Source organism: Pseudomonas sp. S31 (genome assembly GCF_016648105.1).
In the GTDB taxonomy this organism is placed as follows: Bacteria; Pseudomonadota; Gammaproteobacteria; order Pseudomonadales; family Pseudomonadaceae; genus Aquipseudomonas.
This window is the reverse complement of the sequence record NZ_JACVVE010000045.1, coordinates 16,176-40,000: the sequence shown is the minus strand read 5'-3', so window position 1 is coordinate 40,000 and position 23,825 is coordinate 16,176. Positions and strand designations below refer to the sequence as shown.

Genomic DNA, 23,825 nt, shown 5'->3' with positions numbered 1-23,825 from the left:
GCTGCGATTGTGGAGCGTCGTCCTGCTCGGCAACCTGGCAGGTACCCTGCTGGTCGCCTGGGTCATGCTCGAGCTACCGATCTTCGACAGCAAGACCGACGTCGCCTTCCTCGAAGTCGGGCGCAAGGTCATGACCAACGACATCCCGCAGATGCTCGCCAAAGGCATCATCTCCGGCTGGATGATCGCCACCATGGTCTGGATGATCCCTTCGATGGAACACGCCAAGATCTGGATCATCGTGATGATCACCTACCTCATGGCACTGGGTGACTTCACCCATATCGTCGTAGGTTCGGTGGAGGTTTCCTATCTGGTCTGGGCCGGGGAAGAAACCTGGGCGCGATTCTGGCTGGCGTTCGCCTTGCCAACCCTGGCCGGCAACATCATCGGGGGAAGTTTCATCTTCGCTTTGATCAGCCATGCCCAAGTTCGCAGCGACAGCGGCAAGCCCCCTTCGCAGCTATTAATGAAAGACAAGCACATCCGGGACTGACGGCTCAGCGCACCGCCACCGAGCGTTCCCGCTGGTGGTCGCGTTGGCGCAGGGGCATCGGCTGCCACCAGTTCTGCCCGGCATGCGGCGAGTCGAGGCTCACCCGCTCGCCCATCTGCGGCGTGCATAGACGCACCTGAGCCTCCTGGCTCAGGGCGAGGATCCGTTCGAACGGTTCCTGCCAACCATGGATGGAAAGGTCGAAGGTACCGTTATGAATGGGCAGCAACCAACGCCCACGCAAATCGAGGTGCGCCTGCAGGCTTTGCTCGGGCTGCATGTGCACGCTGGGCCACGCTACGTTATAGGCACCGGTTTCGATCAAGGTGAGGTCGAACGGGCCAAAACGCTCGCCGATCTCGCGAAATCCATCGAAATAGCCCGTGTCACCACTGAAGAACAACCGCAGTTGCTCGTCGATCATGACCCAAGATGCCCACAGCGTGCGGTTGCTGTCGAACAGGCCACGGCCCGAAAAGTGCTGCGCCGGTGTCGCAACGAAGCGTACCCCGTCCACCTCGGCCTCTTGCCACCAGCCCAGCTGGATGACCTTTTCCGCCGCCACACCCCACCCCATCAACACGTCCCCCACCCCTAGCGGGGCAAGGAAATGCTCGGTCGTGGGCGCCAAGCGCCGAATCGCCTGTTCGTCCAGGTGATCGTAATGGTCATGGGACAGGATCACAGCCGCCAACGGCGGCAGTTCCTCCAGCGCCAGCGGCGGGGCATGGAAACGCAAGGGGCCGGCCCACTGCACCGGCGAAGCCCGTTCGGCGAACACCGGGTCGGTAATGAAGAAGCGCCCACGCAGCTTGAGCAGTACCGTGGAATGGCCCAGGCGCCACAAACTGTGATCGGGGGCATCGAGCACCTGCTGGCGGGTCATGGCTTGCAGGCGGATTGGGGTGGCCGGGCGGGTTTGCGGCGGTTTGCGCAGGAACAGGTACTTGAGCCCGATGCGCAACTTCTTGAGCACGCCGTCACGGGGCAGCACGGCCTGGTTATGGAAACGTCCGTCGCGCTGGGGTGCCGGCTCGCCGGCAGGGGAGGCCATGGGCGTCATGAGCAGCAGCACTCCGATCAGCAGGAAAGCCTTCATGTTACCCCACAGTGATCGCATCAACCGTGAAATGGCTTGCAAGGTCATTTTTGGATCATGAAACAGTGTTCAACAATATTCACGCGAGTTATGCGATAAACGGCGCCCCAGCAGAAGAACAATGACCATCATGGACAATCGAACCGGCAAGGGACTTTCTTTCGTCAAGCGCATCTACCTGCCGCGCATCATCGGCCTGGGCATCGGCCTGCTCAGCGTCATGGCAGCGATCGAACCGCTGGACCCGCCTGCCTGGCTCTGGGCCCTGTTGCTGTTCAATGGCCTGGTCTGGCCACATGTGGCCTACCACTGGGCCCTGCGCTCGCCCGTGCCCTACCACGCCGAACAACGCAACCTCGTGCTCGACTCGCTGCTGAGCGGGTTCTGGACCGCGACCTTGCAGTTCAACCCGCTGCCCAGCGTGACCGTGCTGTCGATGATGACCATGAACAATGTAGCCGCTGGCGGCAAGCGCCTGGTCGTGCGTGGCGCATTGGCACAACTGGCGGGCATGTTGCTGTCGGTGCTGCTGTTTGGCTTGCATCTGCAACCCGATGCCACACCACTGCAAGTGTATGCCTGCCTGCCGATGCTGACGCTCTACCCCCTGGCCCTCGGCTGGGTCTGCTACCAGCTGGCAATCAAGCTGGCCGAGCACAAGCGCAAGCTGCGCGACCTGAGCCTCACCGACAGCCTGACCGGGCTACTCAACCACGGCGCCTGGAAAGACCTGCTGCTGCTCAGGTTCCAGGCCTGCGGCCAGCAACAACTGCCGGCGGTGATCGCGCTGATCGATGTCGATCATTTCAAGACCATCAACGACACCTTCGGCCATGTGGTCGGCGACAGCGTGCTGCGCCAGATGAGCGAAGCGCTCCGGCGTAACCTGCGTGAAGGCGACCTGGCCGGGCGTTATGGTGGCGATGAGTTCTGCGTAATCCTCCCTGGCACTTCCGAGGCCCAGGCTTGCCAGGCCATGGAACGCCTGCGCGAGCAGGTGGCCGCCTACCGCAACCCGCAATTGCCGCAGTTGCGCATCAGCCTGAGCATCGGCCTGTCGGCCTTCCACGCAGGCCTCGATTCGCCAGAGCATTGGCTGGAGCAAGCCGACAAGGCGCTGTATGCCGCCAAGCACCAGGGCCGCGACCAGGTCAACTTCGCCCAAGGCGATGCCGGCACGCTGCGCCTGGCATACCCCGACTGAGCGCCGTGCCCCGTCAAAGCAGGCTGCGTTCGGCAACGATCTCCGGCAGGTCGGTGCGCTGCAGATAGATGCGCAGCGGCTCGTCGATGTTCAGTCGATCGTCCACCCGTTGCGCCAACAGCAACGCCAGGCGCTCACGGCACAAGGCCATGCGCGCCCCGGGCACGGGCCGCCAGACGAATTCGCTACACGGCGTGATGCTGTCATCGGCCACGTCCATACCGAACGCGTCCTCGGAAAACCGCACGATATGCTCGCCGCGCTTGGCATGAAAACCGACGAAGCCTTGAAGGCGGTCAGCAGCGCTGCAGATATCCTGGGATGTGATGGCCATGGCGTAACCTCGCAATAGAGTCGGAAGTGACGCACGCCGGGCAATGAGCGGCTGCCTCTGACGGGCAACGCGCCGAACAAGCCTAACGTAACCGCCCGCCCTCCCGCCAAGGTTTTTCTTCATGCGCCCGGAGGCCCGCTAGACTGCACTATCTAACTTGTTCGTCGCCAACATTGGGACCGTCCATGACCGACGCCATCACCGCAGATATCGCTACTATCGGCCGAATCAATGCCGTACCCGCCCTCCTCCAGGTGATCTGCGAAACCACCGGCATGCGCTTTGCCGCCGTGGCGCGGGTCACCGACGTCAGCTGGACCGCCTGCGCCGTGCTCGACAGCCTGGGCTTCGGCCTGGCAGTGGGTGGCGAACTGGATGTGGAAAGTACGTTGTGCCACGAGATCCACGGCACACACCGCACCATCGTGATCGACAAAGCCAGCGAAGACGAAACCTACTGCCAACACCACACGCCGCGCATCTATCGCTTCGAAAGCTATATTTCGGTGCCGGTGTTGCGCACCGATGGCCGTTTCTTCGGCACCATCTGCGCGCTCGATCCCGAGCCTGCGGCGCTCAAGGGCAGCGCCATCCAACCCATGATGGAGTCGTTCGCCCGACTGTTGTCACTGCAGATCGAAAGCGAGGAAAACGCCCAGCGCACCGAACGGGCGCTGCGCGAGGAGCGGGCCATGGCCGAGGTACGCGAGCAGTTCATCGCCGTGCTCGGCCATGACCTGCGCAACCCACTGTTCGCCATCACCGCCGGCGCCGAACTGCTGGCCCAGCGCCTGGAAGACGAAAAGAGCCGCGCCATCGCCCGCCATATCCATACCTGCGGGCGCCGCGGCTCACAGCTGGTACGCGATATGCTGGACTTCGCCCGCGGGCGGTTGGGCGACGGTATCCCACTCAACCTGCAGCCCTGCCCGGACCTGGCAGAAGGGCTCAGGCACGTCGCCTCGGAGCTGCAGCGGGTGCATCCGCAGCGGCGGATCACCCTCGACATCGGTGATATCGGCGGCTTGCTGTGCGACCGCGAACGGATCGCGCAGTTGCTGTCCAATCTCATCGCCAATGCCCTGGTCCATGGCGAGCCGGGGGGGCCGGTGGCCGTTCACGCTGCGTTTCACGGCACCGAGTTCGTACTCAGCGTGCATAACCTCGGCGAGCCGATCGCACCACCGACGCTCGCGCTGTTGTTTCAGCCCTTTTCCCGCCCGGTGTCGGATACGCCCCGCCAGGGGCTCGGCCTTGGCTTGTACATCGCCAACCAGATCGCCCTGTCCCACGGTGGGCGCATGGAGGTGCGATCCAACGAGGTGGACGGCACCGTGTTCAGCTTCCACCTGCCAGTCGCCCCGCCAGCCTAGCCCTGGCATGGCCCTCAGTGCTCGCCTTGATCGTCGTGCACCTGCACGCTGGCGGTCATCCCAGCACTCAGGGTGACCCCGGCGGGAACATCGTCGAGACGGATGCGCACCGGTATGCGTTGGGCCAGGCGCACCCAGTTGAAGGTCGGCTCCACCTCCGGCAGCAACTGGCTGTCCGGGTTGCTGTTGCTGTCGGTGATGCCCCGGCCGATGCTTTCCACATGCCCGGGCATCGCCTCGCCCGCCCCCATCAGCCAGACCTTCACCGTATCGCCCTCACGAATGCGCGGCAGCTTGGTTTCCTCGAAGTACGCCTGGATATAGAAGGTGGCGTCATCGACCAGTGCCATCACCGACTCACCGGTGTTGACGTAGTTACCCTGGGCCAGGCGCAGGTTGGTGATATGGCCATTGCGCGGCGCCCGGACCTCGCTGCGTTCCAGGTTGATCTGCGCCACTTGCAACAGCGCCTTGGCCTCGTCCAGTTCGCCACGGGCAATCGCTGCATTGATCTGCGCGTTCTCGCGCAACTCGGCACTGATCGCCTCCGGGCCCAAGGCGGTGCGCCGAGCGGCTTCGCGTTCGCGCAAGCGCAATTGCTGGGCACGGGTCTCGGTTACGGCCTTGGCCTGGTCGAAGGCCGCCTGGAAACGCTCGCGATCGATGCTCATCAACAGCTCGCCCGCCTTGACCTGCTGGTTGTCGTGCACCTTCAGTTCGCGCACCCAGCCCGACACGTCGGGAGCGATCACCACCACATCGGCGCGCACCCGTGCATCCCGCGTCCACGGGGTCAGCATGTAGTACTGCCAGAGCTGGTAGCCGGCGAACACGGCTAGGGCCACCACGCACAGGGTGACCAGGGTACGTACGGCTGCACGCATCGACTTACTCCTTACAAGGGCCCCAGCAGACGCACCACCAGGAACAACACACAAACGAACAACGCCGCATCGAACAGCGCTTCATGCCAGATCCAGCGCCCCAGCGGGGTCGCGTGCACCACCAGGCGCAACACCCCGGTCAACACCAGGGCCATCAACACGTACACCAGGAAGGGGCTCAGCAGCACCCCGCCCAGCGCCCACTCACGCAGCCCCATGGGCTTCCTCCTGCCAACGGCACCACTTGCGCCAACTCTTCTGCAACTGCAACACCGCGCCCATGGCCAGGCGCAACGGGTCGCTGCCGGGCTGGTGGTGCAGAACCTCCAGGAACCGTTCGCTTGCGCCATCCAGCCGGTCACCGCGCCCAGGGCCGGGGCCCTGCGCGAGAACCGCCTCGACCTGGCGCAGATACTCGCGCTCGGCACTGCCCAGCGGCGCCTGGGCGACCGCCAGGCACATGCGCAGGTGCACCAGTTCGTCGCCGATGTCCAGGCCATGCAGGCCATCGTCCCAGCGTTTGCGTTCGCTTTCCGGCAACTCGCCGGCATGCCGGGCCAACTGCATCAGGCGGTCGGCCATGCGCCCGCCAAACCAGCTGTCGGCACCCCGCAGATCGCGCCGGGTCAGGCGCACCAGGTCATCCTGGGTGGCAGCACGCAGGCGCCGGCCGAGCCACTTCGGGTGGCGGATGACCACCAGACGGAACGCCATCACTGCGGCGCCTACTCCCAGCAGCATGGCCTGGGCACTGTTGAGCATGCTGGCCACGTCGAACTGCATGGCGTTGAGCGGCGCCACCAGCACGATGAAATGCAGGCAATAGGAGGTCGCCGTGGCGCCGGTACGCGGATGGGCCATGCCCAGCGCGCCAAGAAACAGCGGCACGCCCATCCCCAGGCAGAGCATGGCGAAGCTGCTCCACTGCGGCAGCAATATCTGCCCGACCAGGAACGCGGCCGGGATCGCCAGCAGGATCCCACGCAGGAAGCTCATGCCGATCTGCGCGCCGTTCTCACGGCTGGCGAACAGGCTGCAGACCACGCAGGTCAGCACCAAGCCACCGGGCGCCGACGGCCAGGCGGTCGCCAGCCAGAAGCCACTCATCACCAGAAAGGCCAGGGCACTGCGCGAGCCGAACAACAACGCCAAGGGCAGGTCGCGGTGTACCGCCAGGCCCGGAGCGCCGTCGGCGGGCGCCCTGCCCGCCTCGACATCGTCCAGCGCCTGGGTCGCCGCCATGGCATAGTCCAGCAGCAACGCGGTACGCGCCAGGCAGTAATGCTCGACGGAGCTGATCCGCTCGTCCTGCGCGGCATCCCAGATGCGTTGGCGTAACAGCAGCAGGCTCGGTTGATCGGGCTTGGCCAGCAGCGCGCGCACCTCCTCGAGCCAGGGCGCCAGCCGCTGCGCTTCGTTGTCGTCGAGCTGGCGCCACTGGCGGCGCACCGAACGGGAAATGCGCAGCAGCACCAGCAGTTTCTGGCTCAGGCCGCGAATTGCCTTGCCCCGCTGGCGGCCGCGACGGCCTTCGAACCAGGCATTTTCCCGCTGGGTATCGATGGCCACCACGCGCCCGAGTATCTCCAGCAGCCCTTTGCGTGCCTCATCCTCGCCACCGAGCATGGCGCTGGCGGCCTGCAAGCCATTCTGCCAGGCCTGGCGGGCCTGGCCGGACAACTGCTGCTCGACGCGCAAGGGCCAGAACAAGGCGCTGGTGGCGGTGGCGCAGAAGATGCCCAGGCAGATCTCGGTACAGCGCGCCACCGCCTGGTCGAACACCCGCAGTGGATGGTCGACCGAGGGCAAGGCGATGATCGCTGCGGTGTAGCCGGCCAGGACGAAGGCATAGGCCCAGGCACTGCGCAACTGCGTGGAGGCCGCCGTGCACAAGCCCAGCCAAAGCGCCAGGGCCATCAGGAACAGGCCTGGGGTCTGGGCGAACAAGGCCATCAACACCACCGACATGACCGTGCCGACCAAGGTCCCGGCCAGGCGCGCCAGGCCCTTCTGCACCACCATGCCCGACAGCGGTTGGGCCACGATGAACGCGGTCATCAAGGCCCAGGACGGCTGCTCCAGGCCCCAGCGCATCGCCAGCCACAGCGCCAGGCCACCACCAAGCAGGGTCTTGATGGCGAACTTGAGGGCGAGTGGGGTCGGCGCGAACAGGGCCTGGAGGGTGATGGGCACGAAGCGTACCTTGCGCGGGGGGTTAGCTAAACGATAGTCAATGCGGCAAGGATACTGTGCAGCCAATTAATTAGCTAGCTAATCATCTAAAAGTCGAATGCTGTCACAGGGTAATCACCAGCAAAAAAAATGGGCGACCTGAAGTCGCCCTAAATGCCTTGCGTGCTCGTGAACCTGGAAGGTCAGCGCGGTTTGCGCCGATTCGCATCCTTCCAGATGAAAAGTCCTAGACCGGCAAAGAACGCCAACATCAACCCGACCGTTACCACGCCAGCGATAACCACATTGTCGAAGAACATGTCGGCCTCCCGTTCGTGTGCCGTTGCCCGATGGATGCAAGGTATCGAACAAGGCCGGGAGGAATATTGATCGGGATCAATGGTGCCCGGAACCGGGCACGCGAGGCGGGTGCAGGATTGACCTGCGTCAAGTTTCAGCGCTTCTTGGGCTTGCCCTTGGGTTTCTTTTTCTTTGCCGTGCCAAGCGGCATCGCCTGCTCGAAGGCCTGGCGGACCTCGTTGAGGCGCTTTTCCTTGAGGTCGTGGATACGCTTGGCGCGTTCGGCATCGAAGTCGATGAGGTTGTCTTGGCTCATGGGTAGGCTCGACGATCTACAGAGACTGCATGATGAAGCCAGGCGGCAGCCATGACCAGCCCTGGATCAGACTTCGATGTCGACCAGCAAACCCTGGCGGGCGTGCTCGCCCATCAGCGGCGCCACCGGCACGGTGTTGTCGGCATTGACTTCGTCGCCGGGCACGGCACTGTAACGTTCATCGTCGGCCTTGCTGTTGCGGCGCTGCTGCCGCCGCTGCTCGTCGCGGAGCAACAGCGCCTGCTCCTGGGGGTCGCGCTGGTGTTTCAGGTCGATGGCGGTTTCCCCGGAGGACGGCTGCGCGGGCACCACCGGCTTGATGTCGGGCGTGGGCTTGACCGGGTCTTGCTGAGAGGTAACGGGCACGGCACTGAGCGGGATGATCGGCGGCAGCATGATGGTTCTCCTGTGCCCACTGTATCGGCCGGCCCCGATCCGCCTTGAGCATGGGCGAACGAGGATGCGCTGCCGGTCACGCGCCCATGACGCGGCTGGCCGGCAGCTACTCGGCTTCGGCTTCGTCGTCAGGGTCGTCGTCGGGCGCGGGGCTGGCCTCGCTCCACGGACGCTTGTAGACCTGCTGCCAGACCTCATCCATGTGGTCGCGCACGTACTGCGGTGCGCTCTTGAGCGAGGCGCTGTCCTCGCGGTCGCCACCGATCGGTTCTTCCCCGGCCGGGGTGATCAGCGACTGGCCGGTGACGGTGTAGGCGGCCTGGCCTTCGCGCAGCTCGATGGCGATGTCGTGCGGGTCGATACCGCCGCCGCAGAAGGCATGGCTGGCCACGGTGATCTCGGCGACGCCGTCCTTGTTCAGGTCGGTCACGTCGCTGACATCGCTATAGAAGTCGACGTCCAGGTCCAGCCCCGGGCAGGTGGTTTCCTGCTCGACCTGCCAGCGCGCCTTGAAACCCTCGCTGCCGGAATTGCGCCCGTAGAGGGTGGCCCTGAGCACCACCTTGTCCACTTCCTGCTCGGTCTGCGCATCGACGGCCTGGCCGTCGACGCGGCTCAGCACCAGCACCGCCTCGCCGTCGCGATCTCGGAAGTGCACGCTCTTGATCGGTGTCTGCACCCCCAGCACCTCCAGTTGCTCGACCGGAATCGGCGCCAGGGTCTCGAAATGCTTCTGTTCGCATGCGGCCAGCAGCATCAGGCTGCCCAGGCCCAGGGAGAGGTTGAACCAGCGGTGCTTGAGCGGCATGGCGGTACGGAGCCCTCATGGCATGACGATATGACGCGATGAAACAGCTAGACTGTGGTCTTTCACCACTTTGGTCTGCCCGGCCGATCCGTTAACATAGCCGGCTTTTTCATCGCGGGAGTTCAGGCAGTATGGCGCAGCAGTATCAACCGGGGCAACGCTGGATCAGCGACAGTGAAGCCGAGCTCGGCCTGGGTACCATCCTGGCCCAGGATGGCCGTCTGCTGACCGTGCTCTACCCGGCTACCGGCGACACCCGCCAGTACGCCCTGCGCAATGCGCCGCTGACCCGCGTGCGCTTCTCGCCAGGTGACCAGATCACTCACTTCGAGGGCTGGAAGCTGACCGTGCGCGAGGTCGAGGACATCGACGGCCTGATGGTCTACCACGGCCTCGATGGGCAGAACCAGCCACGCACCCTGCCGGAAACCCAGCTGTCGAACTTCATCCAGTTCCGCCTGGCCAGCGACCGCCTGTTCGCCGGGCAGATCGACCCACTGTCGTGGTTCAGCCTGCGCTACAACACCCTGCACCACACCAGCAAGCAGATGCAGTCGTCGCTGTGGGGCTTGGGCGGCTGCCGCGCGCAACCGATCGCCCATCAGTTGCACATCGCCCGCGAAGTCGCCGACCGCAGCGCGCCACGGGTACTGCTGGCCGACGAAGTGGGCCTGGGCAAGACCATCGAGGCCGGCCTGGTGATCCACCGCCAGCTGCTGTCGGGCCGCGCCAGCCGCGTGCTGATCCTGGTCCCGGAAAACCTCCAGCACCAGTGGCTGGTGGAAATGCGCCGGCGCTTCAACCTGCAGGTCGCGCTGTTCGATGCCGAGCGCTTCATCGAAAGCGATGCCAGCAACCCGTTCGAAGATGCCCAGCTCGCGTTGGTGGCGCTGGAGTGGCTGGTCGACGATGACAAGGCCCAGGACGCGCTGTTCGCCGCTGGCTGGGACCTGATGGTGGTCGACGAAGCCCACCACCTGGTATGGCATGAAGAGCAGGCCAGCGCCGAATACGCGCTGGTCGAGCAACTGGCCGAGGTCATCCCCGGCGTGCTGCTGCTCACGGCCACCCCCGAGCAACTCGGCCAGGACAGCCACTTCGCCCGCCTGCGCCTGCTCGACCCCAACCGCTTCCACGACCTGGCGGCGTTCCGCGCCGAGAGCGAGCACTACCGCCCGGTGGCCGAGGCGGTGCAAGAGCTGCTCGACGAAGGCCGCCTTTCGCCCGCCGCCCACGCCACCATCCAGGGCTTCCTGGGAGCCGAAGGTGAAGCCCTGCTGGCTGCGGTCAGCGATGGCGACAGCCAGGCCAGCGCCCGCCTGGTGCGCGAACTGCTCGATCGCCATGGCACCGGCCGCGTGCTGTTCCGCAATACCCGTGCGGCAGTCCAGGGCTTCCCGGAGCGCAACCTGCACCCTTACCCGCTGGCCAACCCTGAGCCCTACCGCGACCTGCCTGCCGGCGAGCACGCCGAGCTGTATCCGGAAGTCGCTTTCCAGGCCCAGGGCGAGACCAGCGACGAGGAGCGCTGGTGGCGCTTCGACCCAAGGGTCGACTGGCTGATCGACACCTTGAAAATGCTCAAGCGCACCAAGGTCCTGGTGATCTGCGCCCACGCCGAGACCGCGATGGACCTCGAAGACGCCCTGCGTGTGCGTTCGGGCATCCCGGCCACGGTGTTCCACGAGGGCATGAGCATCCTCGAACGCGACCGCGCCGCCGCCTATTTCGCCGACGAAGAGTTCGGCGCCCAGGTGCTGATCTGCTCCGAAATCGGCAGCGAGGGGCGCAACTTCCAGTTCGCCCACCACCTGGTAATGTTCGACCTGCCGGCCCACCCCGACCTGCTCGAGCAGCGCATCGGCCGTCTTGACCGTATCGGCCAGAAGCACACCATCGAACTGCACGTGCCGTACCTGCAGGACAGCCCACAGGAGCGTCTGTTCCAGTGGTACCACGAGGGCCTCAACGCTTTCCTCAACACCTGCCCGACCGGCAACGCCCTGCAGCATCAGTTCGGCCCGCGCCTGCTGCCGATGCTCGAAGGCGGCGACGGCAAGGCCTGGGATGCCCTGGTGGCCGAGGCCCGTGGCGAGCGTGAGCGCCTGGAGGCCGAGCTGCACAGCGGCCGCGACCGCCTGCTCGAGCTCAACTCCGGCGGTGCCGGCGAAGGCCAGGCACTGGTCGAGGCGATCCTCGAGCAGGATGACCAGTTCGCCCTGCCGATCTACATGGAGACCCTGTTCGACGCCTTCGGTATCGACAGCGAAGACCACTCGGAAAACGCCCTGATCCTCAAGCCCAGCGAGAAGATGCTGGACGCCAGCTTCCCATTGGGCGACGACGAAGGCGTGACCATCACCTACGACCGTGGCCAGGCCCTGTCGCGCGAGGACATGCAGTTCCTGACCTGGGAGCACCCGATGGTGCAGGGCGGCATGGACCTGGTGTTGTCGGGTTCGATGGGCAACACCGCCGTTGCGCTGATCAAGAACAAGGCCCTCAAGCCAGGCACCGTACTCCTCGAGCTGCTGTTCGTCAGCGAGGTGGTGGCGCCACGCAGCTTGCAGCTGGGCCGCTACCTGCCGCCTGCCGCCCTGCGTTGCCTGCTCGACACCAACGGCAACGACCTCGCCGCACGGGTGGCCTTCGAAACCCTCAACGACCAGCTCGAAAGCGTGCCGCGGGCCAGCGCCAACAAGTTCGTCCAGGCTCAGCGCGACGTACTGGCCAAGCGTATCAGCGGCGGTGAAGCGAAGATCATGCCGACCCACGTCGAGCGTGTCGCCGAAGCCCAGCGCCGCTTGGCCGCCGAAGCCGACGAAGAGCTGGCGCGCCTGACTGCGCTCAAGGCCGTCAACCCGAGCGTGCGCGACAGCGAGATCGATGCCCTGCGCAAGCAGCGTGAAGATGGCCTGGCGATGCTGGACAAGGCCGCGCTACGCCTGGAAGCGATCCGCGTGCTGGTCGCGGGCTGAGCCAATCTCCCCATCGCCGGTCGAGCGGCGATGGGGGCTTGCTTAGAACTCCCGGCTATCGGACTTATATCCAAATCATAGAAAGCAATGTGCCATTATTGGCGCAAGGTCGATTCAGCCTTCCTATAATGCCTCTGCAACCGTCATGCAATCTGCGACGAAGAGGCAATCAATGGAATGGCTGGGACTGCATCTGTTCTCTGAACTCCCGGCCACCGGTCGGCTGATCCTCGATTGCCGGCATGAACCGTTGCTCTTGATGGTCGCCTATGGCGTGGCCATCGCGGCCTGCTTCGCCACCCTCGACATGGCCGAGCGTCAGTCCCATGGCGAAGATCCCACTGCCCATCGTCGCTGGCGGCTGCTCGGCGCCTGCTGCCTGGCGGGGGGGATCTGGGCCATGCACTTCATCAGCATGCTGGCGTTCCAGGCACCACTGGAAATCCACTACGACGTCTCCTTGACCGGCCTGTCCCTGCTGATCGCACTGTTCGCCGCCTGGCTGGCGATGAACAGCCTCGATCGCCAGCACATGCGGCCACGCCATTATCTGCAAGGCGCGGTGCTCATCGGCCTGGGCATCGTGTGCATGCATTTTGTCGGCATGGCTGCCCTGCAGACCGGCGCACAACAGCATTACCAGGCTGGGCTGCTGCTCGCCTGCATCGCCATCGCCATCCTCACCAGCCTTGCGGCGCTGCTGCTGGCCCACGGCCTGAGCAAGGGTAACGGCACGCGCCATCTGATGCTCAAGCTGGGGGCCAGCGTGTTGATGGCCAGCGGTATCGTCGCTACCCATTTCACCGGCATGTCGGCGATGACCCTGGTACTGACGGACGACACGCCACTGAGCCTGGTTTCAGGCGACAACCGCATGCAGTTGGGGCTGACCATCGCTTTCATCGCCTTGCTGATCAGCGCCAGTTGCCTCAGCGCGGCCTTGGCCGACAAGAAGCTGCAGAGCAAGGAACACGACCTGCGTCGGGTCAGCAACCTGCTCAACCAGCTGGACCAGGTCCGCGCCCAGCTGCAACAAGCGGCCCACTACGATGCCCTGACCAACCTGCTCAACCGCCGCGGCTTCAACCAGGTGTTCGCCGAACGCCTGGCCGAGCAGGTCGCCGACGGCCAGCGCCTGGCCGTGATGTTTCTCGACATCGATCATTTCAAGCGCATCAATGACAGCCTCGGCCATGCTGCCGGGGACGAACTGCTCAAGGTGATCGCCGACCACATCCAGGCAGCCACGCGCAGCCAGGACCTGGTGGCGCGTCTGGGGGGCGACGAGTTCTGCGTAGTCACCAGCCTCAAGACCCGGGACGAAGCCCGTCACCTCGCGCAGCGCATCATGCAGCGCATGAAAGACCCCATCGACCTGGGCGGCCGGCGCATGGTCATGACCACCAGCATCGGCATCAGCATCTACCCTGACGATGGCCTCACCGCGCTGGAGTTGCTCAAGCACGCCGACCTTGCGCTCTACCAATCCAAGGGCAACGGGCGCAACAGCCTGCACTTCTTCGATAACGGCCTGCGTAGCCGTGCCACCCTGGAGTTGCAACTAGAAGAGGAGCTACGCATCGCGTTGCTCGAGGAACGTGGCTTGTGCGTCCACTACCAGCCGATCTATAACCGGGCCAACGGCCAAGTGGCCAAGCTCGAGGCGCTGGTGCGCTGGGAGCACCCGCAGCATGGCCTGCTCAGCCCGGACCGCTTCATCGGCATCGCCGAGACCAATGGCCTGATCGCCGATCTCGACCTGTGGGTGCTACGCCGCGCCTGCACGGACCTGGCCCGACTGGTCCAACACGGCTACGCCGACCTCAAGGTCACGGTGAACTGCTCGGCCCTTACCCTGGGCCGTGACGCCCTGGCCAGCGAAGTGCAGATGGCATTGCTGCACGCTGGCCTGGGTGCCCATCATCTGGAACTGGAAGTCACGGAAAACGCACTGATGGGCGACATTACGCGCACCATCAGTCTGCTCAAGCGGATCCGAGCCTTGGGCGTGGCGCTGTCGATCGACGATTTCGGTACAGGTTACTCGTCGCTCGCCTACCTCAAGCGCCTGCCACTGGATGTGCTGAAGATCGACCGGTCGTTCCTGCAGGACGTTCCTGACAACCAGAAGGACTGCGAGATCATCCAGGCCATCATCATCATGGCCCATACCCTGCACCTGAAAGTGGTCAGCGAAGGGGTCGAAACGGTCGCGCAGCATGCGTTTCTCGCTGACCACGGCTGTGACTACCTGCAGGGCTACCTGCTCAGCCGGCCCCTGCCCTTCGGCGAGTTGCCACCTGTGCTCGAATCGCTGGAGCGCCGGCGCATGCCGTTCATTCTGGATCGCGATACAGTGCCACCAGGGTCGCCGGATCTTTTTCCAGATAACCCTGGCCACCGTGCAAGCGCATCAGTTGCGCAGCAAGGCCGCTGAGCGGCGTCGCCGCCCCCTGCTCGCGGGAAAGCTTCACGGCCCCATCGAGGTCCTTGAGCAGGGTACGCACATGCCACTTGATCGGCTCGAAGCGGCTTTCGGCCATCTGCGGTGCTAGGATCTGCAGCGGCTTGGAATCGGCGAATCCACCGGCCAGCGCTTCGGCAAGCAGGGTCGCATCCACGCCTGAGCGCTCGGCCAACGCCACCACCTCGGCAATCACCAGCGCATTGCAGGCCACGATCATCTGGTTGCAGGCCTTGGTCACCTGCCCTGCGCCAACCCCACCCATGTGCGTCACGCGCTGGCCGAGCACCTCCAGCACCGGGCGCACCCGGGCCAGGTCAGCGGCCGCACCACCGACCATGATCGCCAGGCTGCCGGCCTCGGCACCTGCGGTACCGCCAGACACCGGCGCATCCAACCAGGCCATGCCGCACAAGGCGGCCAGTTCGGCGGCCATCTGACGGGTGGCGGTCGGTTCCAGGCTGGAAAAGTCCACCAGCAACTGGCCACTACGGCCACCCTGGGCGATGCCCTGCTCGCCGAATACCACTTCGCGCACCACCGACGTATCGGCCAGGCACAGCAATACCAGGTCGCTGCCACGGCTCAGCTGCGCAGGGCTGCTGGCCAGGCGTGCCCCGGCGGCCACCAACGCAGCGCACTTCTCTGGGCTGCGGTTCCACACGGTCAATGGGTAACCAGCCGCCAGCAGCCGCCGGCACATCGGCAGGCCCATCAAGCCGATTCCGGCAAACCCCAGCGCAGGCAATGCAGTACTCATGAACGGGACTCCAGACAGAAGATTAAAGAAGCGCGGTTTTTTGACGATGCAATGCCGGTGCGAGGGAAAAAGACTTAGAAGAAGTAAGGCAAACCCCTATCGCATCCGTGAAAGGCGCACTGCTACAGTCGCCGCGTTATCCATGATGGCAAGTTGACACCTCGTCCGACAGCCAACCACCCCAGGCAAATGGCGCACTATGACCTCTAAGAACATTTCTGCCAATGCGCTCTCCGAGTCGTCGATTCCGTCCACCTCGTCGAGCGCCGTCGCTGAAGCGCTGCCCGTGCGCAGCACCCAGCAAGGGCAGTACCTGTACTTCACCGAACAGGATATCCAGCGCATCCTCGACAACCTCGATGGCCTGCGCGACATGGTGTTCCCGCAGAACCTGCATATCGAGGACGAGAACCAGTTGCGCCTGGAGCAGCAGTTCCCGTCGGTGTGCCTGATCGGCCTCGGCCGCTGTGGTTCGAACATCGCCCTGGACGTGGCCGAACTGGTCTACAACGCCCGTACCTTCTTCCTCAACGAGTTCAACAACGAGGACCGCAACCGCGCGGAATCCGGCTACAGCCCGGCAAGATGGATTCGTCAGAACCTGCGCCTGGTGCAGAACAAGGGCGCCAAGCCGGTGTTTCTGGTAGAACCGCTGGTAATGCTGGGCGACCTGGACAAGGACATCGCCGGGCGCATCCGCTTTTCGCGCAAGGGCGAACGTGGCGGCTTCCTGCGCGACTACAGCAAGATGAAGATCATGGACCTGTCCGAGGTGCATGCCGGTGGCGCGGGCAACGCGCCGATCCTTGGCCAGTACCTGGCCAAGATCATCCTCAACAAGGACACCCAGCGCTTCTCCAGCAGCGACTGGAAGCTGATCCACTCGTACCTGATCGACTCCTGCGGCATCAAGGCCAACCAGTCGCGGCTGTACTTCTATATCTTCAGCGCCGGCGGCGGTACCGGCTCGGGCATGGCCTCGGAATTCGGCCTGGCCCAGCAGTACTCCTACATGAACAAGACGTTCGATACCAAGCCGGCCGAGGAAAACGACGGCAAGAGCGGGCATTCGTTCGTATTCGAGCCGATCTTCACCAGCGGCATCTGCGTGCTGCCCAATGCCTCGGACCACCGCAGCGAAATGTCCGAGGCCCTGCACATCAACGCAGGACGGCTGCTGTGCAAGTACCTGTCGGAGGAGTGGGACTTCTCGTACAACTTCGATAACGAAGACAGCAGCGAAGCCAGCGTGATGGGGCGCATCCGCCCGTGGAACGCGATGATGCTGATTTCCAACGACATCATGCGCTACGCCGAAGAAAGCGACGACGGCACGATCCAGAACATCGACGTCAACGCCATGGAAAAGCACGCCAACCAGTATATTTCCCAGCAGATCTTCAACATCCTCACCGCCCAGGCAGTCACCACCGACTACGACCAGAACTACTTCCGCCGCGCCGGTATCGACATCGGCGAAACCATTCGCCTGGATGCCAACGACCTGTTCATGAGCCTGGCTGGCCCAGTGGCCATCGCCTATGCCGAGTCGGTGGTCCCGGAAATCCCGGCCCAGGGTTCGGACAAGTTCAAGGTGTTCGAGCGGGAAATGCCGCGCCTGGACATCGACGACCTGTTCCTGCGCTCGATCGACCTGCCGCACTTCAACAAGCAGACCCAGGCCATCGAGGGCATCAGCCTGCTGCCGATCGAATCGCGCCGCTACCGCGCGGCCCTGGAGCAGTACCAGGCCTCGGGCTACGACGCTGCAGCGCTGCACGACCTGCACTTCTTCAAGAATTGCTCGTCGGTGGTGTCGATCGTCTCGCTGCCCAAGGACTACAAGCTGTCGTACATGGACCTGAACCGGCTCAAGACCCACCTCAACAGCCTGTTCCCCAACACCACGCTCAAGCGCTACGCGCTGGTCATCGGCGCCTCGGCCAACCTGTCGCTGACCACGCTGATCGCCAAGAGCCCGTGCCTGTCGGACGACTTCCTGACGCTGATCGTGGCATTCATCAAACGTTGCTTCGCGCGGACCCCGTACCGCTTCGACGACACCCTGGACAACGCCATCCTCGAGTTCATCACCAGCGAGCACTTCGAGGAAGAACGCATCGACGACCTGCTCAACGAGTTCGAAAACCCGGCGAAGATCCTCGATACCAACTGGTATGCGATCAAGCCGATGTACGAGAAGAAGTACCGTGAGCTGATCAACGACAAGAGCCGCTTCGTGTCGATCAACGACATCCGCCTTTCGCGCGAATGCGTGAAGAAAGCGGTGAAGTACCTGCGCGAGATCTTCAGGCACCGGATTGGCAAGACCCGGGTGATCTCGCTGAACAGCCATACCGGGCGGGTCGATTACTAGGCGGTGATGAGCGGATATGGGAATTACGCATTCCGTAAACTGTTACCGCCACGCCGAATTGTTACCGACCTCTACCCCGGCTGAGCGTCAACGAGCACCAAAACGGGGCAGGTGCGCACTTTTGCGCACCCTACCCATGCCAGTGACTCAGGCAGCCTTCGTCTGGATCACGATGAACGGCGAAACCACCACCGCCCAGATCTCTGGATCGCGGGTTTGCAGGTCTAGCGCCTGTTCGGCGGACACCGGCCCCACGGTGCCATCAGCGCGCCACTTGGCGAAGATCTCGCTGCGATTCTCGGCCATCGCTTCGGCAACGGCGATCAGGTCGAGGGAGGGGTCGACCCAAATCAGGTCACCTTTGGCCCAGAAACGCTCCAGGGCTTTCCAGTCGATGGTCGCCGTCTCGCCGAGCAATTTGGCATAGAGGGTGCTTGTTTGATCAGTCATGGGTTGTTTACCGCGAAATCCGGCCAATGAAAAGGTCGGCATTTTTGCAGAAAAACCCGGTTTCAAATACGTAATTTGGTCGATTGGCCCCGAAGTCAGGGGCCGCAGCAACAGGTAAAGGCAATCTGATGGCGCCTTTTCATATCTTTGTGTCGACCAAGCGACAAGCCCGGACCTTGGCACTTTTGGCCCGCTTTCAAGCGCTCGCAGAGGGCTCTACACTGTACCGGTACAGTTCCGGGATATGTTCCGGGGGGAGTTGGGCAAGCGGCATGGCGTGGCCATCGCCGATATCCCGACCGGTCTGTAGACCTGGCCGCCAGGACTCTAAGAATTACAACAGAATGAGTGGAGCACTATGATCAAGATTTCCAAGCTGTTCGCCGCAATGGTACTGGCCGGGGTAGCCAGCCATTCGTTTGCCGCCGATACCATCAAGATCGGGATCGCGGGCCCCAAGACCGGCCCTGTGACCCAGTACGGCGACATGCAGTTCATCGGCGCCAAGCAGGCCATCAAGGACATCAACGCCAAGGGTGGCGTGGATGGCAAGATGCTCGAAGCCAAGGAATACGACGACGCCTGCGACCCTAAACAGGCCGTGGCGGTCGCCAACAAAGTCGTCAACGACGGCGTCAAGTTCGTCATCGGCCACCTGTGCTCCAGCTCCACCCAGCCAGCGTCCGACATCTACGAGGACGAAGGCGTGATCATGATCACCCCGGCCGCCACCTCGCCGGAAATCACCGCCCGCGGCTACAAGCTGATCTTCCGCACCATCGGCCTGGACAGCGCTCAGGGCCCGGCAGCCGGCAACTACATCGCCGACTTCGTCAAGCCGAAGGTCGTCGCGGTATTGCACGACAAGCAGCAGTACGGCGAAGGCATCGCCACCGCGGTCAAGCAGACCCTCGAGAAGAAAGGCACCAAGGTCGCCGTCTTCGAAGGCCTGAACGCCGGTGACAAGGACTTCTCCTCGATCATCCAGAAGCTCAAGCAGAACAACGTCGACTTCGTCTACTACGGCGGCTACCACCCGGAGCTGGGCCTGATCCTGCGCCAAGCCCAGGAAAAAGGCCTGAAGGCCAAGTTCATGGGCCCAGAGGGCGTGGGTAACGACTCGATTTCGCAGATCGCCCAGAACGCCTCCGAAGGCCTGCTGGTGACCCTGCCGAAGTCGTTCGACGCCGACCCGGAGAACAAGGCCATCGTCGATGCCATCAAGGCCGACGGCAAGGACCCGAGCGGCCCGTTCGTGTTCCCGGCCTACTCGGCCGTGGAACTGATCGCCAAGGGTATCGAGGCGGCCAAGTCCGAAGACACCGACAAGGTGGCCGAGGCCATCCATGACGGCTCCTTCAAGACCCCGACCGGCACCCTGTCGTACGACGAGAAGGGCGACCTGAAGGACTTCAAGTTCGTGGTCTACGAATGGCACTTCGGCAAGCCGAAGACCGAAGTCTCCCCTCAGTAACTGCGTGACTAATAGCTGACCGAGAAGCCCACTGTGCGAGCAGTGGGCTTTGTTTTACGAGGTTCATGGACCAGGTTCCCGCGATCCGGGAACCGGTTCACCTGAAAATCTTAAAACCGTCACCCGCGGTTTCCTGGCCGTACCCTGCCATCGTCGCGAAGACCCCGAGGCAGGCCACAGGGGTCACCCCCCGCCAGTGAAATGCAAATCAGGTTTTTAGGAGCGCTGTAATGCCTGAGATCTACCATTTCTTCCAACAACTGGTTAATGGATTGACCATCGGCAGCACCTACGCCTTGATCGCCATCGGCTACACGATGGTGTACGGCATCATCGGCATGATCAACTTCGCCCATGGCGAGGTGTACATGATCGGTTCCTACGTGGCCTTCATCGCCCTTGCCGGCCTGGCCATGATGGGCATCCACTCGTTGCCGATCCTGATGACCGTCGCGTTCGTCGCGACGATCTTCGTCACCAGTGCCTACGGCTACAGCATCGAACGGGTTGCCTACCGCCCCCTGCGCAATAGCAACCGTCTGATTCCGCTGATTTCCGCCATCGGCATGTCGATCTTCCTGCAAAACACCGTGCTGCTTTCACAGGACTCCAAAGACAAGTCCATCCCCAACCTGATTCCGGGGAGCTTCTCCTTCGGCCCAGGTGGCGCGGAGGAAGTGCTGGTTTCCTACATGCAGATCCTGGTGTTCGTGGTCACCCTGGTGGCCATGACCCTGCTGACCCTGTTCATCTCCCGTTCCCGTCTGGGCCGCGCTTGCCGCGCCTGCGCCGAGGACATCAAGATGGCCAACCTGCTGGGCATCAATACCAACAACATCATCGCCCTGACCTTCGTCATCGGTGCCGCGCTGGCGGCGGTGGCGGCCGTGCTGCTGAGCATGCAGTACGGCGTGATCAACCCCAACGCCGGCTTCCTGGTGGGCTTGAAGGCCTTCACCGCAGCGGTCCTGGGCGGCATCGGCAGCATCCCGGGCGCCATGCTCGGCGGGCTGGTGCTGGGCGTGGCCGAAGCCTTCGGCGCCGACATCTTCGGCGACCAGTACAAGGATGTGGTGGCCTTCGGCTTGTTGGTTCTTGTCCTGCTATTCCGGCCGACCGGCATCCTGGGCCGTCCGGAGGTTGAAAAAGTATGAACAGAAATCTCAAACAGGCGTTCTTCAGCGCCTTGCTGGTGTGGGCCGTGGCCTTCCCGGTGCTGGGCCTGAAACTGAGCATCGACGGCATCAGCCTGGTGGTGCACAGCCAAGGCTCGTTCACCCTCTCCGTCATTGCCGTGTGCTCGGTGCTGATGTTCCTGCGCGTATTGTTCGACAAACAGTGGAGCTCGGTGATGAGCCGCCGCTCGGATCGCAAGCTGATCCCGCCGGCGCTGAGCAATTACCTGACCCTGCCGAAAACCCAGCGCTGGGTGATCATGGGGCTGATCGTGGTAGCGCTGGTGTGGCCGTTCTTCGGTTCGCGCGGGGCGGTCGACATCGCCACGCTGATCCTGATCTACGTGCTGCTGGGCCTGGGCCTGAACATCGTGGTTGGCCTCGCCGGCCTGCTCGACCTGGGCTACGTCGGTTTCTACGCCGTCGGTGCCTACAGCTACGCGATGCTCTCGCACTACCTGGGTTGGAGCTTCTGGGTCTGCCTGCCGATCGCCGGCCTGATGGCCGCCACCTTCGGCTTCCTGCTCGGTTTCCCGGTGCTGCGCCTGCGCGGTGACTACCTGGCGATCGTGACGCTCGGCTTCGGCGAGATCATCCGCCTGTTCCTGCGCAACCTCACCGACTGGACCGGCGGCCCCAACGGCATCAGCAACATCCCCAAGCCGGAGTTCTTCGGCCTGACCTTCGAACGCCGCGCTGCCGAGGGCATGCAGACCTTCCACGAGTTCTTCGGGCTGCAATACAACTCGATCAACAAGGTCATCTTCCTCTACCTGGTGGCCCTGCTGCTGGCCCTGCTGGCGCTGTTCGTGATCAACCGGCTGTTGCGCATGCCGATCGGCCGTGCCTGGGAAGCCTTGCGCGAGGACGAGATCGCCTGCCGCGCACTGGGCCTGAACCCCACTGTGATCAAGCTCTCGGCCTTCACCCTGGGCGCCTGCTTCGCCGGTTTCGCCGGCAGCTTCTTCGCCGCGCGCCAGGGCCTGGTGACGCCAGAGTCGTTCACCTTCATCGAATCGGCGATCATCCTCGCCATCGTCGTACTCGGCGGCATGGGCTCGCAACTGGGCGTGATCCTCGCGGCCATCGTGATGATCCTGCTGCCGGAGCTGATGCGTGAGTTCAGCGAATACCGGATGCTGATGTTCGGTGCGCTGATGGTGTTGATGATGATCTGGCGTCCGCAAGGCCTGCTGCCTATGCAACGCCCCCATATGGAGCTGCGTCGATGAGCCGCGAAATTCTGCAAGTCAGCGGCCTGAGCATGCGCTTCGGCGGCTTGTTGGCGGTCAACGGCGTCGGCCTGACCGTCAAGGAAAAACAGGTGGTGGCGCTGATCGGGCCGAACGGCGCCGGCAAGACCACAGTGTTCAACTGCCTGACCGGCTTCTACAAGCCCAGCGGCGGCACCATCCTGCTCGACGGCCAGCCGATCCAGGGCCTGGCCGGCCACCAGATCGCCCGCAAGGGCGTGGTGCGGACCTTTCAGAACGTGCGCCTGTTCAAGGAAATGACTGCGCTGGAAAATCTGCTGATCGCCCAGCACCGTCACCTGAACACCAACTTCTTCGCCGGTCTGTTCAAGACCCCGGGCTTTCGCCGCAGCGAGAAGGAAGCCATGGAGCGCGCCCAGTACTGGCTGGAGAAGGTCAACCTGACCGAGTTCGCCAACCGTACCGCCGGCACCCTCGCCTATGGCCAGCAGCGCCGCCTGGAAATCGCCCGCTGCATGATGACCCAGCCACGCATCATCATGCTCGACGAACCGGCAGCCGGCCTGAACCCTAAAGAGACCGAAGACCTCAAGGCGTTGATCGCCTATCTGCGCGAGTCCCACGACGTCACCGTGCTGCTGATCGAGCACGACATGAAACTGGTGATGAGCATTTCCGACCATATCGTCGTCATCAACCAGGGAACGCCCCTGGCTGACGGCACGCCGGAGCAGATTCGCGACAATCCTGATGTGATCAAGGCCTACCTGGGGGAAGCGTAAATGCTGAAGTTCGAGAACGTTTCCACCTTCTACGGCAAGATCCAGGCGCTGCACAGCGTCAACGTGGAGATCAACCAGGGCGAGATCGTCACCCTGATCGGCGCCAACGGCGCGGGCAAGTCGACCCTGCTGATGACCCTGTGTGGCTCGCCCCAGGCGCACAGCGGCAGCATCAAGTACCTGGGCGAGGAACTGGTCGGCCAGCCGTCCTCGCACATCATGCGCAAGAGCATCGCGGTGGTGCCGGAAGGCCGTCGTGTGTTCGCCCGCCTGACCGTCGAGGAAAACCTGGCCATGGGTGGCTTCTTCACCGACAAGGGTGATTACCAGGAACAGATGGACAAGGTCCTGCAACTGTTCCCGCGCCTGAAGGAGCGCTTCACCCAGCGCGGCGGCACCATGTCCGGTGGCGAGCAGCAGATGCTGGCCATCGGCCGGGCGCTGATGAGCAAGCCCAAGCTGTTGCTGCTCGACGAGCCTTCGCTCGGCCTGGCGCCGATCATCATCCAGCAGATCTTCGACATCATCGAACAGCTGCGCCGCGATGGCGTGACGGTGTTCCTGGTGGAACAGAACGCCAACCAGGCGTTGAAGATCGCCGACCGGGCCTACGTGCTGGAGAACGGCAAGGTGGTGATGCAGGGCACCGGCGAGGCCTTGCTGACCGACCCGAAGGTGCGCGACGCGTATTTGGGCGGTTGATGGGAAGGGCCTTCGGGCCCTTTTTTCTGTCTATGAGAAATCGGTCGGCTGTGCCGGCCTCTTCGCG

General features: G+C 63.5%; 22 protein-coding genes (1 of these 22 only partly in view). 11 read left to right on the top strand and 11 right to left on the bottom strand.

Features of this window, described 5'->3' with window-relative positions; genetic code table 11:
- A protein-coding gene (locus IAE37_RS24525; RefSeq protein ID WP_328822773.1) for a formate/nitrite transporter family protein crosses the window boundary here: on the top strand, positions 1-496 show its 3' portion. It extends 338 nt beyond the left edge of the window; 496 of the gene's 834 nt are visible here — the last part of the coding sequence; its start codon lies off the left edge, out of view; it ends in the stop codon at positions 494-496.
- Positions 497-500: 4 nt separating this feature from the next.
- On the opposite strand, the gene IAE37_RS24520 is transcribed toward IAE37_RS24525, so the two are convergent.
- Positions 501-1,595: an MBL fold metallo-hydrolase gene (locus IAE37_RS24520; RefSeq protein ID WP_201177827.1), complete on the bottom strand. Its 1,095-nt coding sequence runs from the start codon at positions 1,593-1,595 to the stop codon at positions 501-503.
- A 130-nt stretch (positions 1,596-1,725) separates the two neighbouring features.
- Here IAE37_RS24520 and IAE37_RS24515 point away from each other — a divergent pair, with 130 nt between their 5' ends.
- Positions 1,726-2,799 carry a diguanylate cyclase gene (locus tag IAE37_RS24515; protein ID WP_201177825.1) on the top strand — a complete coding sequence of 358 codons (1,074 nt, stop codon included), beginning with the start codon at positions 1,726-1,728 and terminating at the stop codon, positions 2,797-2,799.
- Between the two features lie 13 nt (positions 2,800-2,812).
- Here IAE37_RS24515 and IAE37_RS24510 read toward each other — a convergent pair whose 3' ends face one another.
- Positions 2,813-3,133, bottom strand: coding sequence for a DUF2025 family protein (locus IAE37_RS24510; RefSeq protein ID WP_201177817.1), 321 nt, complete (start codon positions 3,131-3,133; stop codon positions 2,813-2,815).
- Between the two features lie 185 nt (positions 3,134-3,318).
- Here IAE37_RS24510 and IAE37_RS24505 point away from each other — a divergent pair, with 185 nt between their 5' ends.
- Complete coding sequence (locus tag IAE37_RS24505) at positions 3,319-4,506, top strand: GAF domain-containing sensor histidine kinase (protein ID WP_201177815.1); 1,188 nt, start codon at positions 3,319-3,321, stop codon at positions 4,504-4,506.
- 14 nt (positions 4,507-4,520) lie between these two features.
- On the opposite strand, the gene IAE37_RS24500 is transcribed toward IAE37_RS24505, so the two are convergent.
- The 7 genes from IAE37_RS24500 to IAE37_RS24475 all read right to left on the bottom strand — a co-directional run bounded on the left by IAE37_RS24500 (position 4,521) and on the right by IAE37_RS24475 (position 9,382).
- On the bottom strand, positions 4,521-5,390 hold the full coding sequence (locus IAE37_RS24500) for an efflux RND transporter periplasmic adaptor subunit (RefSeq protein WP_201177813.1): 870 nt from the start codon (positions 5,388-5,390) through the stop codon (positions 4,521-4,523).
- Positions 5,391-5,401: 11 nt separating this feature from the next.
- Entirely contained in the window at positions 5,402-5,608 is a 207-nt protein-coding gene (locus tag IAE37_RS24495) for a DUF1656 domain-containing protein (protein WP_201177812.1), read from the bottom strand.
- On the bottom strand, positions 5,595-7,583 hold the full coding sequence (locus IAE37_RS24490) for an FUSC family protein (RefSeq protein ID WP_201177810.1): 1,989 nt from the start codon (positions 7,581-7,583) through the stop codon (positions 5,595-5,597). Before IAE37_RS24490 ends, IAE37_RS24495 begins: the two co-directional genes overlap by 14 nt.
- 182 nt (positions 7,584-7,765) lie before the next feature.
- Positions 7,766-7,882 (bottom strand): cytochrome c oxidase subunit CcoM, encoded by a 117-nt coding sequence (ccoM, locus tag IAE37_RS29105; RefSeq protein ID WP_328822772.1) that lies wholly within the window; start codon positions 7,880-7,882, stop codon positions 7,766-7,768.
- Between the two features lie 134 nt (positions 7,883-8,016).
- Positions 8,017-8,178 (bottom strand): hypothetical protein, encoded by a 162-nt coding sequence (locus IAE37_RS24485; RefSeq protein WP_201177808.1) that lies wholly within the window; start codon positions 8,176-8,178, stop codon positions 8,017-8,019.
- 66 nt (positions 8,179-8,244) lie between these two features.
- Positions 8,245-8,574: an aspartate-semialdehyde dehydrogenase gene (locus IAE37_RS24480; RefSeq protein WP_201177806.1), complete on the bottom strand. Its 330-nt coding sequence runs from the start codon at positions 8,572-8,574 to the stop codon at positions 8,245-8,247.
- A gap of 106 nt (positions 8,575-8,680) precedes the next feature.
- Entirely contained in the window at positions 8,681-9,382 is a 702-nt protein-coding gene (locus IAE37_RS24475; RefSeq protein ID WP_201177804.1) for a M949_RS01915 family surface polysaccharide biosynthesis protein, read from the bottom strand.
- 131 nt (positions 9,383-9,513) lie between these two features.
- Between IAE37_RS24475 and rapA the strand changes: the two genes are divergently transcribed.
- Both rapA and IAE37_RS24465 read left to right on the top strand, forming a co-directional pair.
- Positions 9,514-12,360 (top strand): RNA polymerase-associated protein RapA, encoded by a 2,847-nt coding sequence (rapA, locus tag IAE37_RS24470; RefSeq protein ID WP_201177802.1) that lies wholly within the window; start codon positions 9,514-9,516, stop codon positions 12,358-12,360.
- A 172-nt stretch (positions 12,361-12,532) separates the two neighbouring features.
- Positions 12,533-14,797: a putative bifunctional diguanylate cyclase/phosphodiesterase gene (locus IAE37_RS24465; RefSeq protein ID WP_201177800.1), complete on the top strand. Its 2,265-nt coding sequence runs from the start codon at positions 12,533-12,535 to the stop codon at positions 14,795-14,797.
- On the opposite strand, the gene IAE37_RS24460 is transcribed toward IAE37_RS24465, so the two are convergent.
- Positions 14,697-15,584 carry an NAD(P)-dependent oxidoreductase gene (locus tag IAE37_RS24460; protein ID WP_201177798.1) on the bottom strand — a complete coding sequence of 296 codons (888 nt, stop codon included), beginning with the start codon at positions 15,582-15,584 and terminating at the stop codon, positions 14,697-14,699. The two genes, IAE37_RS24465 and IAE37_RS24460, sit on opposite strands and share 101 nt — an antisense overlap.
- A 199-nt stretch (positions 15,585-15,783) precedes the next feature.
- Here IAE37_RS24460 and IAE37_RS24455 point away from each other — a divergent pair, with 199 nt between their 5' ends.
- Positions 15,784-17,961, top strand: coding sequence for a hypothetical protein (locus IAE37_RS24455; RefSeq protein WP_201177796.1), 2,178 nt, complete (start codon positions 15,784-15,786; stop codon positions 17,959-17,961).
- A gap of 147 nt (positions 17,962-18,108) precedes the next feature.
- On the opposite strand, the gene IAE37_RS24450 is transcribed toward IAE37_RS24455, so the two are convergent.
- Positions 18,109-18,411, bottom strand: a complete 303-nt coding sequence (locus tag IAE37_RS24450) for a DUF2288 domain-containing protein (protein WP_201177794.1) — start codon at positions 18,409-18,411, stop codon at positions 18,109-18,111.
- Positions 18,412-18,769: 358 nt separating this feature from the next.
- Here IAE37_RS24450 and IAE37_RS24445 point away from each other — a divergent pair, with 358 nt between their 5' ends.
- The 5 genes from IAE37_RS24445 (at position 18,770) to IAE37_RS24425 (ending at position 23,758) form a co-directional block, all read left to right on the top strand.
- Entirely contained in the window at positions 18,770-19,885 is a 1,116-nt protein-coding gene (locus IAE37_RS24445) for a branched-chain amino acid ABC transporter substrate-binding protein (RefSeq protein WP_201177793.1), read from the top strand.
- A gap of 230 nt (positions 19,886-20,115) precedes the next feature.
- Positions 20,116-21,039 carry a high-affinity branched-chain amino acid ABC transporter permease LivH gene (gene livH / locus IAE37_RS24440; RefSeq protein WP_201177791.1) on the top strand — a complete coding sequence of 308 codons (924 nt, stop codon included), beginning with the start codon at positions 20,116-20,118 and terminating at the stop codon, positions 21,037-21,039.
- Positions 21,036-22,292: a high-affinity branched-chain amino acid ABC transporter permease LivM gene (locus tag IAE37_RS24435; RefSeq protein ID WP_201177788.1), complete on the top strand. Its 1,257-nt coding sequence runs from the start codon at positions 21,036-21,038 to the stop codon at positions 22,290-22,292. The genes livH and IAE37_RS24435 overlap by 4 nt, the downstream gene beginning before the upstream one ends.
- Positions 22,289-23,056: a high-affinity branched-chain amino acid ABC transporter ATP-binding protein LivG gene (gene livG / locus IAE37_RS24430; RefSeq protein WP_201177786.1), complete on the top strand. Its 768-nt coding sequence runs from the start codon at positions 22,289-22,291 to the stop codon at positions 23,054-23,056. Before IAE37_RS24435 ends, livG begins: the two co-directional genes overlap by 4 nt.
- Positions 23,057-23,758: an ABC transporter ATP-binding protein gene (locus tag IAE37_RS24425; RefSeq protein ID WP_054891753.1), complete on the top strand. Its 702-nt coding sequence runs from the start codon at positions 23,057-23,059 to the stop codon at positions 23,756-23,758.
- Positions 23,759-23,825 lie beyond the last annotated feature (67 nt).

Excerpts from the sequence above, each read along its gene's own strand:
- IAE37_RS24520 (WP_201177827.1), bottom strand. The coding sequence starts at position 1,595 with ATGAAGGCTTTCCTGCTGATCGGAGTGCTGCTGCTCATGACGCCCATG.
- IAE37_RS24515 (WP_201177825.1), top strand. The coding sequence starts at position 1,726 with ATGGACAATCGAACCGGCAAGGGACTTTCTTTCGTCAAGCGCATCTAC.
- IAE37_RS24510 (WP_201177817.1), bottom strand. The coding sequence starts at position 3,133 with ATGGCCATCACATCCCAGGATATCTGCAGCGCTGCTGACCGCCTTCAA.
- IAE37_RS24505 (WP_201177815.1), top strand. The coding sequence starts at position 3,319 with ATGACCGACGCCATCACCGCAGATATCGCTACTATCGGCCGAATCAAT.
- IAE37_RS24500 (WP_201177813.1), bottom strand. The coding sequence starts at position 5,390 with ATGCGTGCAGCCGTACGTACCCTGGTCACCCTGTGCGTGGTGGCCCTA.
- IAE37_RS24495 (WP_201177812.1), bottom strand. The coding sequence starts at position 5,608 with ATGGGGCTGCGTGAGTGGGCGCTGGGCGGGGTGCTGCTGAGCCCCTTC.
- ccoM (WP_328822772.1), bottom strand. The coding sequence starts at position 7,882 with ATGTTCTTCGACAATGTGGTTATCGCTGGCGTGGTAACGGTCGGGTTG.
- IAE37_RS24485 (WP_201177808.1), bottom strand. The coding sequence starts at position 8,178 with ATGAGCCAAGACAACCTCATCGACTTCGATGCCGAACGCGCCAAGCGT.
- IAE37_RS24480 (WP_201177806.1), bottom strand. The coding sequence starts at position 8,574 with ATGCTGCCGCCGATCATCCCGCTCAGTGCCGTGCCCGTTACCTCTCAG.
- IAE37_RS24475 (WP_201177804.1), bottom strand. The coding sequence starts at position 9,382 with ATGCCGCTCAAGCACCGCTGGTTCAACCTCTCCCTGGGCCTGGGCAGC.
- rapA (WP_201177802.1), top strand. The coding sequence starts at position 9,514 with ATGGCGCAGCAGTATCAACCGGGGCAACGCTGGATCAGCGACAGTGAA.
- IAE37_RS24465 (WP_201177800.1), top strand. The coding sequence starts at position 12,533 with ATGGAATGGCTGGGACTGCATCTGTTCTCTGAACTCCCGGCCACCGGT.
- IAE37_RS24460 (WP_201177798.1), bottom strand. The coding sequence starts at position 15,584 with ATGAGTACTGCATTGCCTGCGCTGGGGTTTGCCGGAATCGGCTTGATG.
- IAE37_RS24455 (WP_201177796.1), top strand. The coding sequence starts at position 15,784 with ATGACCTCTAAGAACATTTCTGCCAATGCGCTCTCCGAGTCGTCGATT.
- IAE37_RS24450 (WP_201177794.1), bottom strand. The coding sequence starts at position 18,411 with ATGACTGATCAAACAAGCACCCTCTATGCCAAATTGCTCGGCGAGACG.
- IAE37_RS24445 (WP_201177793.1), top strand. The coding sequence starts at position 18,770 with ATGATCAAGATTTCCAAGCTGTTCGCCGCAATGGTACTGGCCGGGGTA.
- livH (WP_201177791.1), top strand. The coding sequence starts at position 20,116 with ATGCCTGAGATCTACCATTTCTTCCAACAACTGGTTAATGGATTGACC.
- IAE37_RS24435 (WP_201177788.1), top strand. The coding sequence starts at position 21,036 with ATGAACAGAAATCTCAAACAGGCGTTCTTCAGCGCCTTGCTGGTGTGG.
- livG (WP_201177786.1), top strand. The coding sequence starts at position 22,289 with ATGAGCCGCGAAATTCTGCAAGTCAGCGGCCTGAGCATGCGCTTCGGC.
- IAE37_RS24425 (WP_054891753.1), top strand. The coding sequence starts at position 23,057 with ATGCTGAAGTTCGAGAACGTTTCCACCTTCTACGGCAAGATCCAGGCG.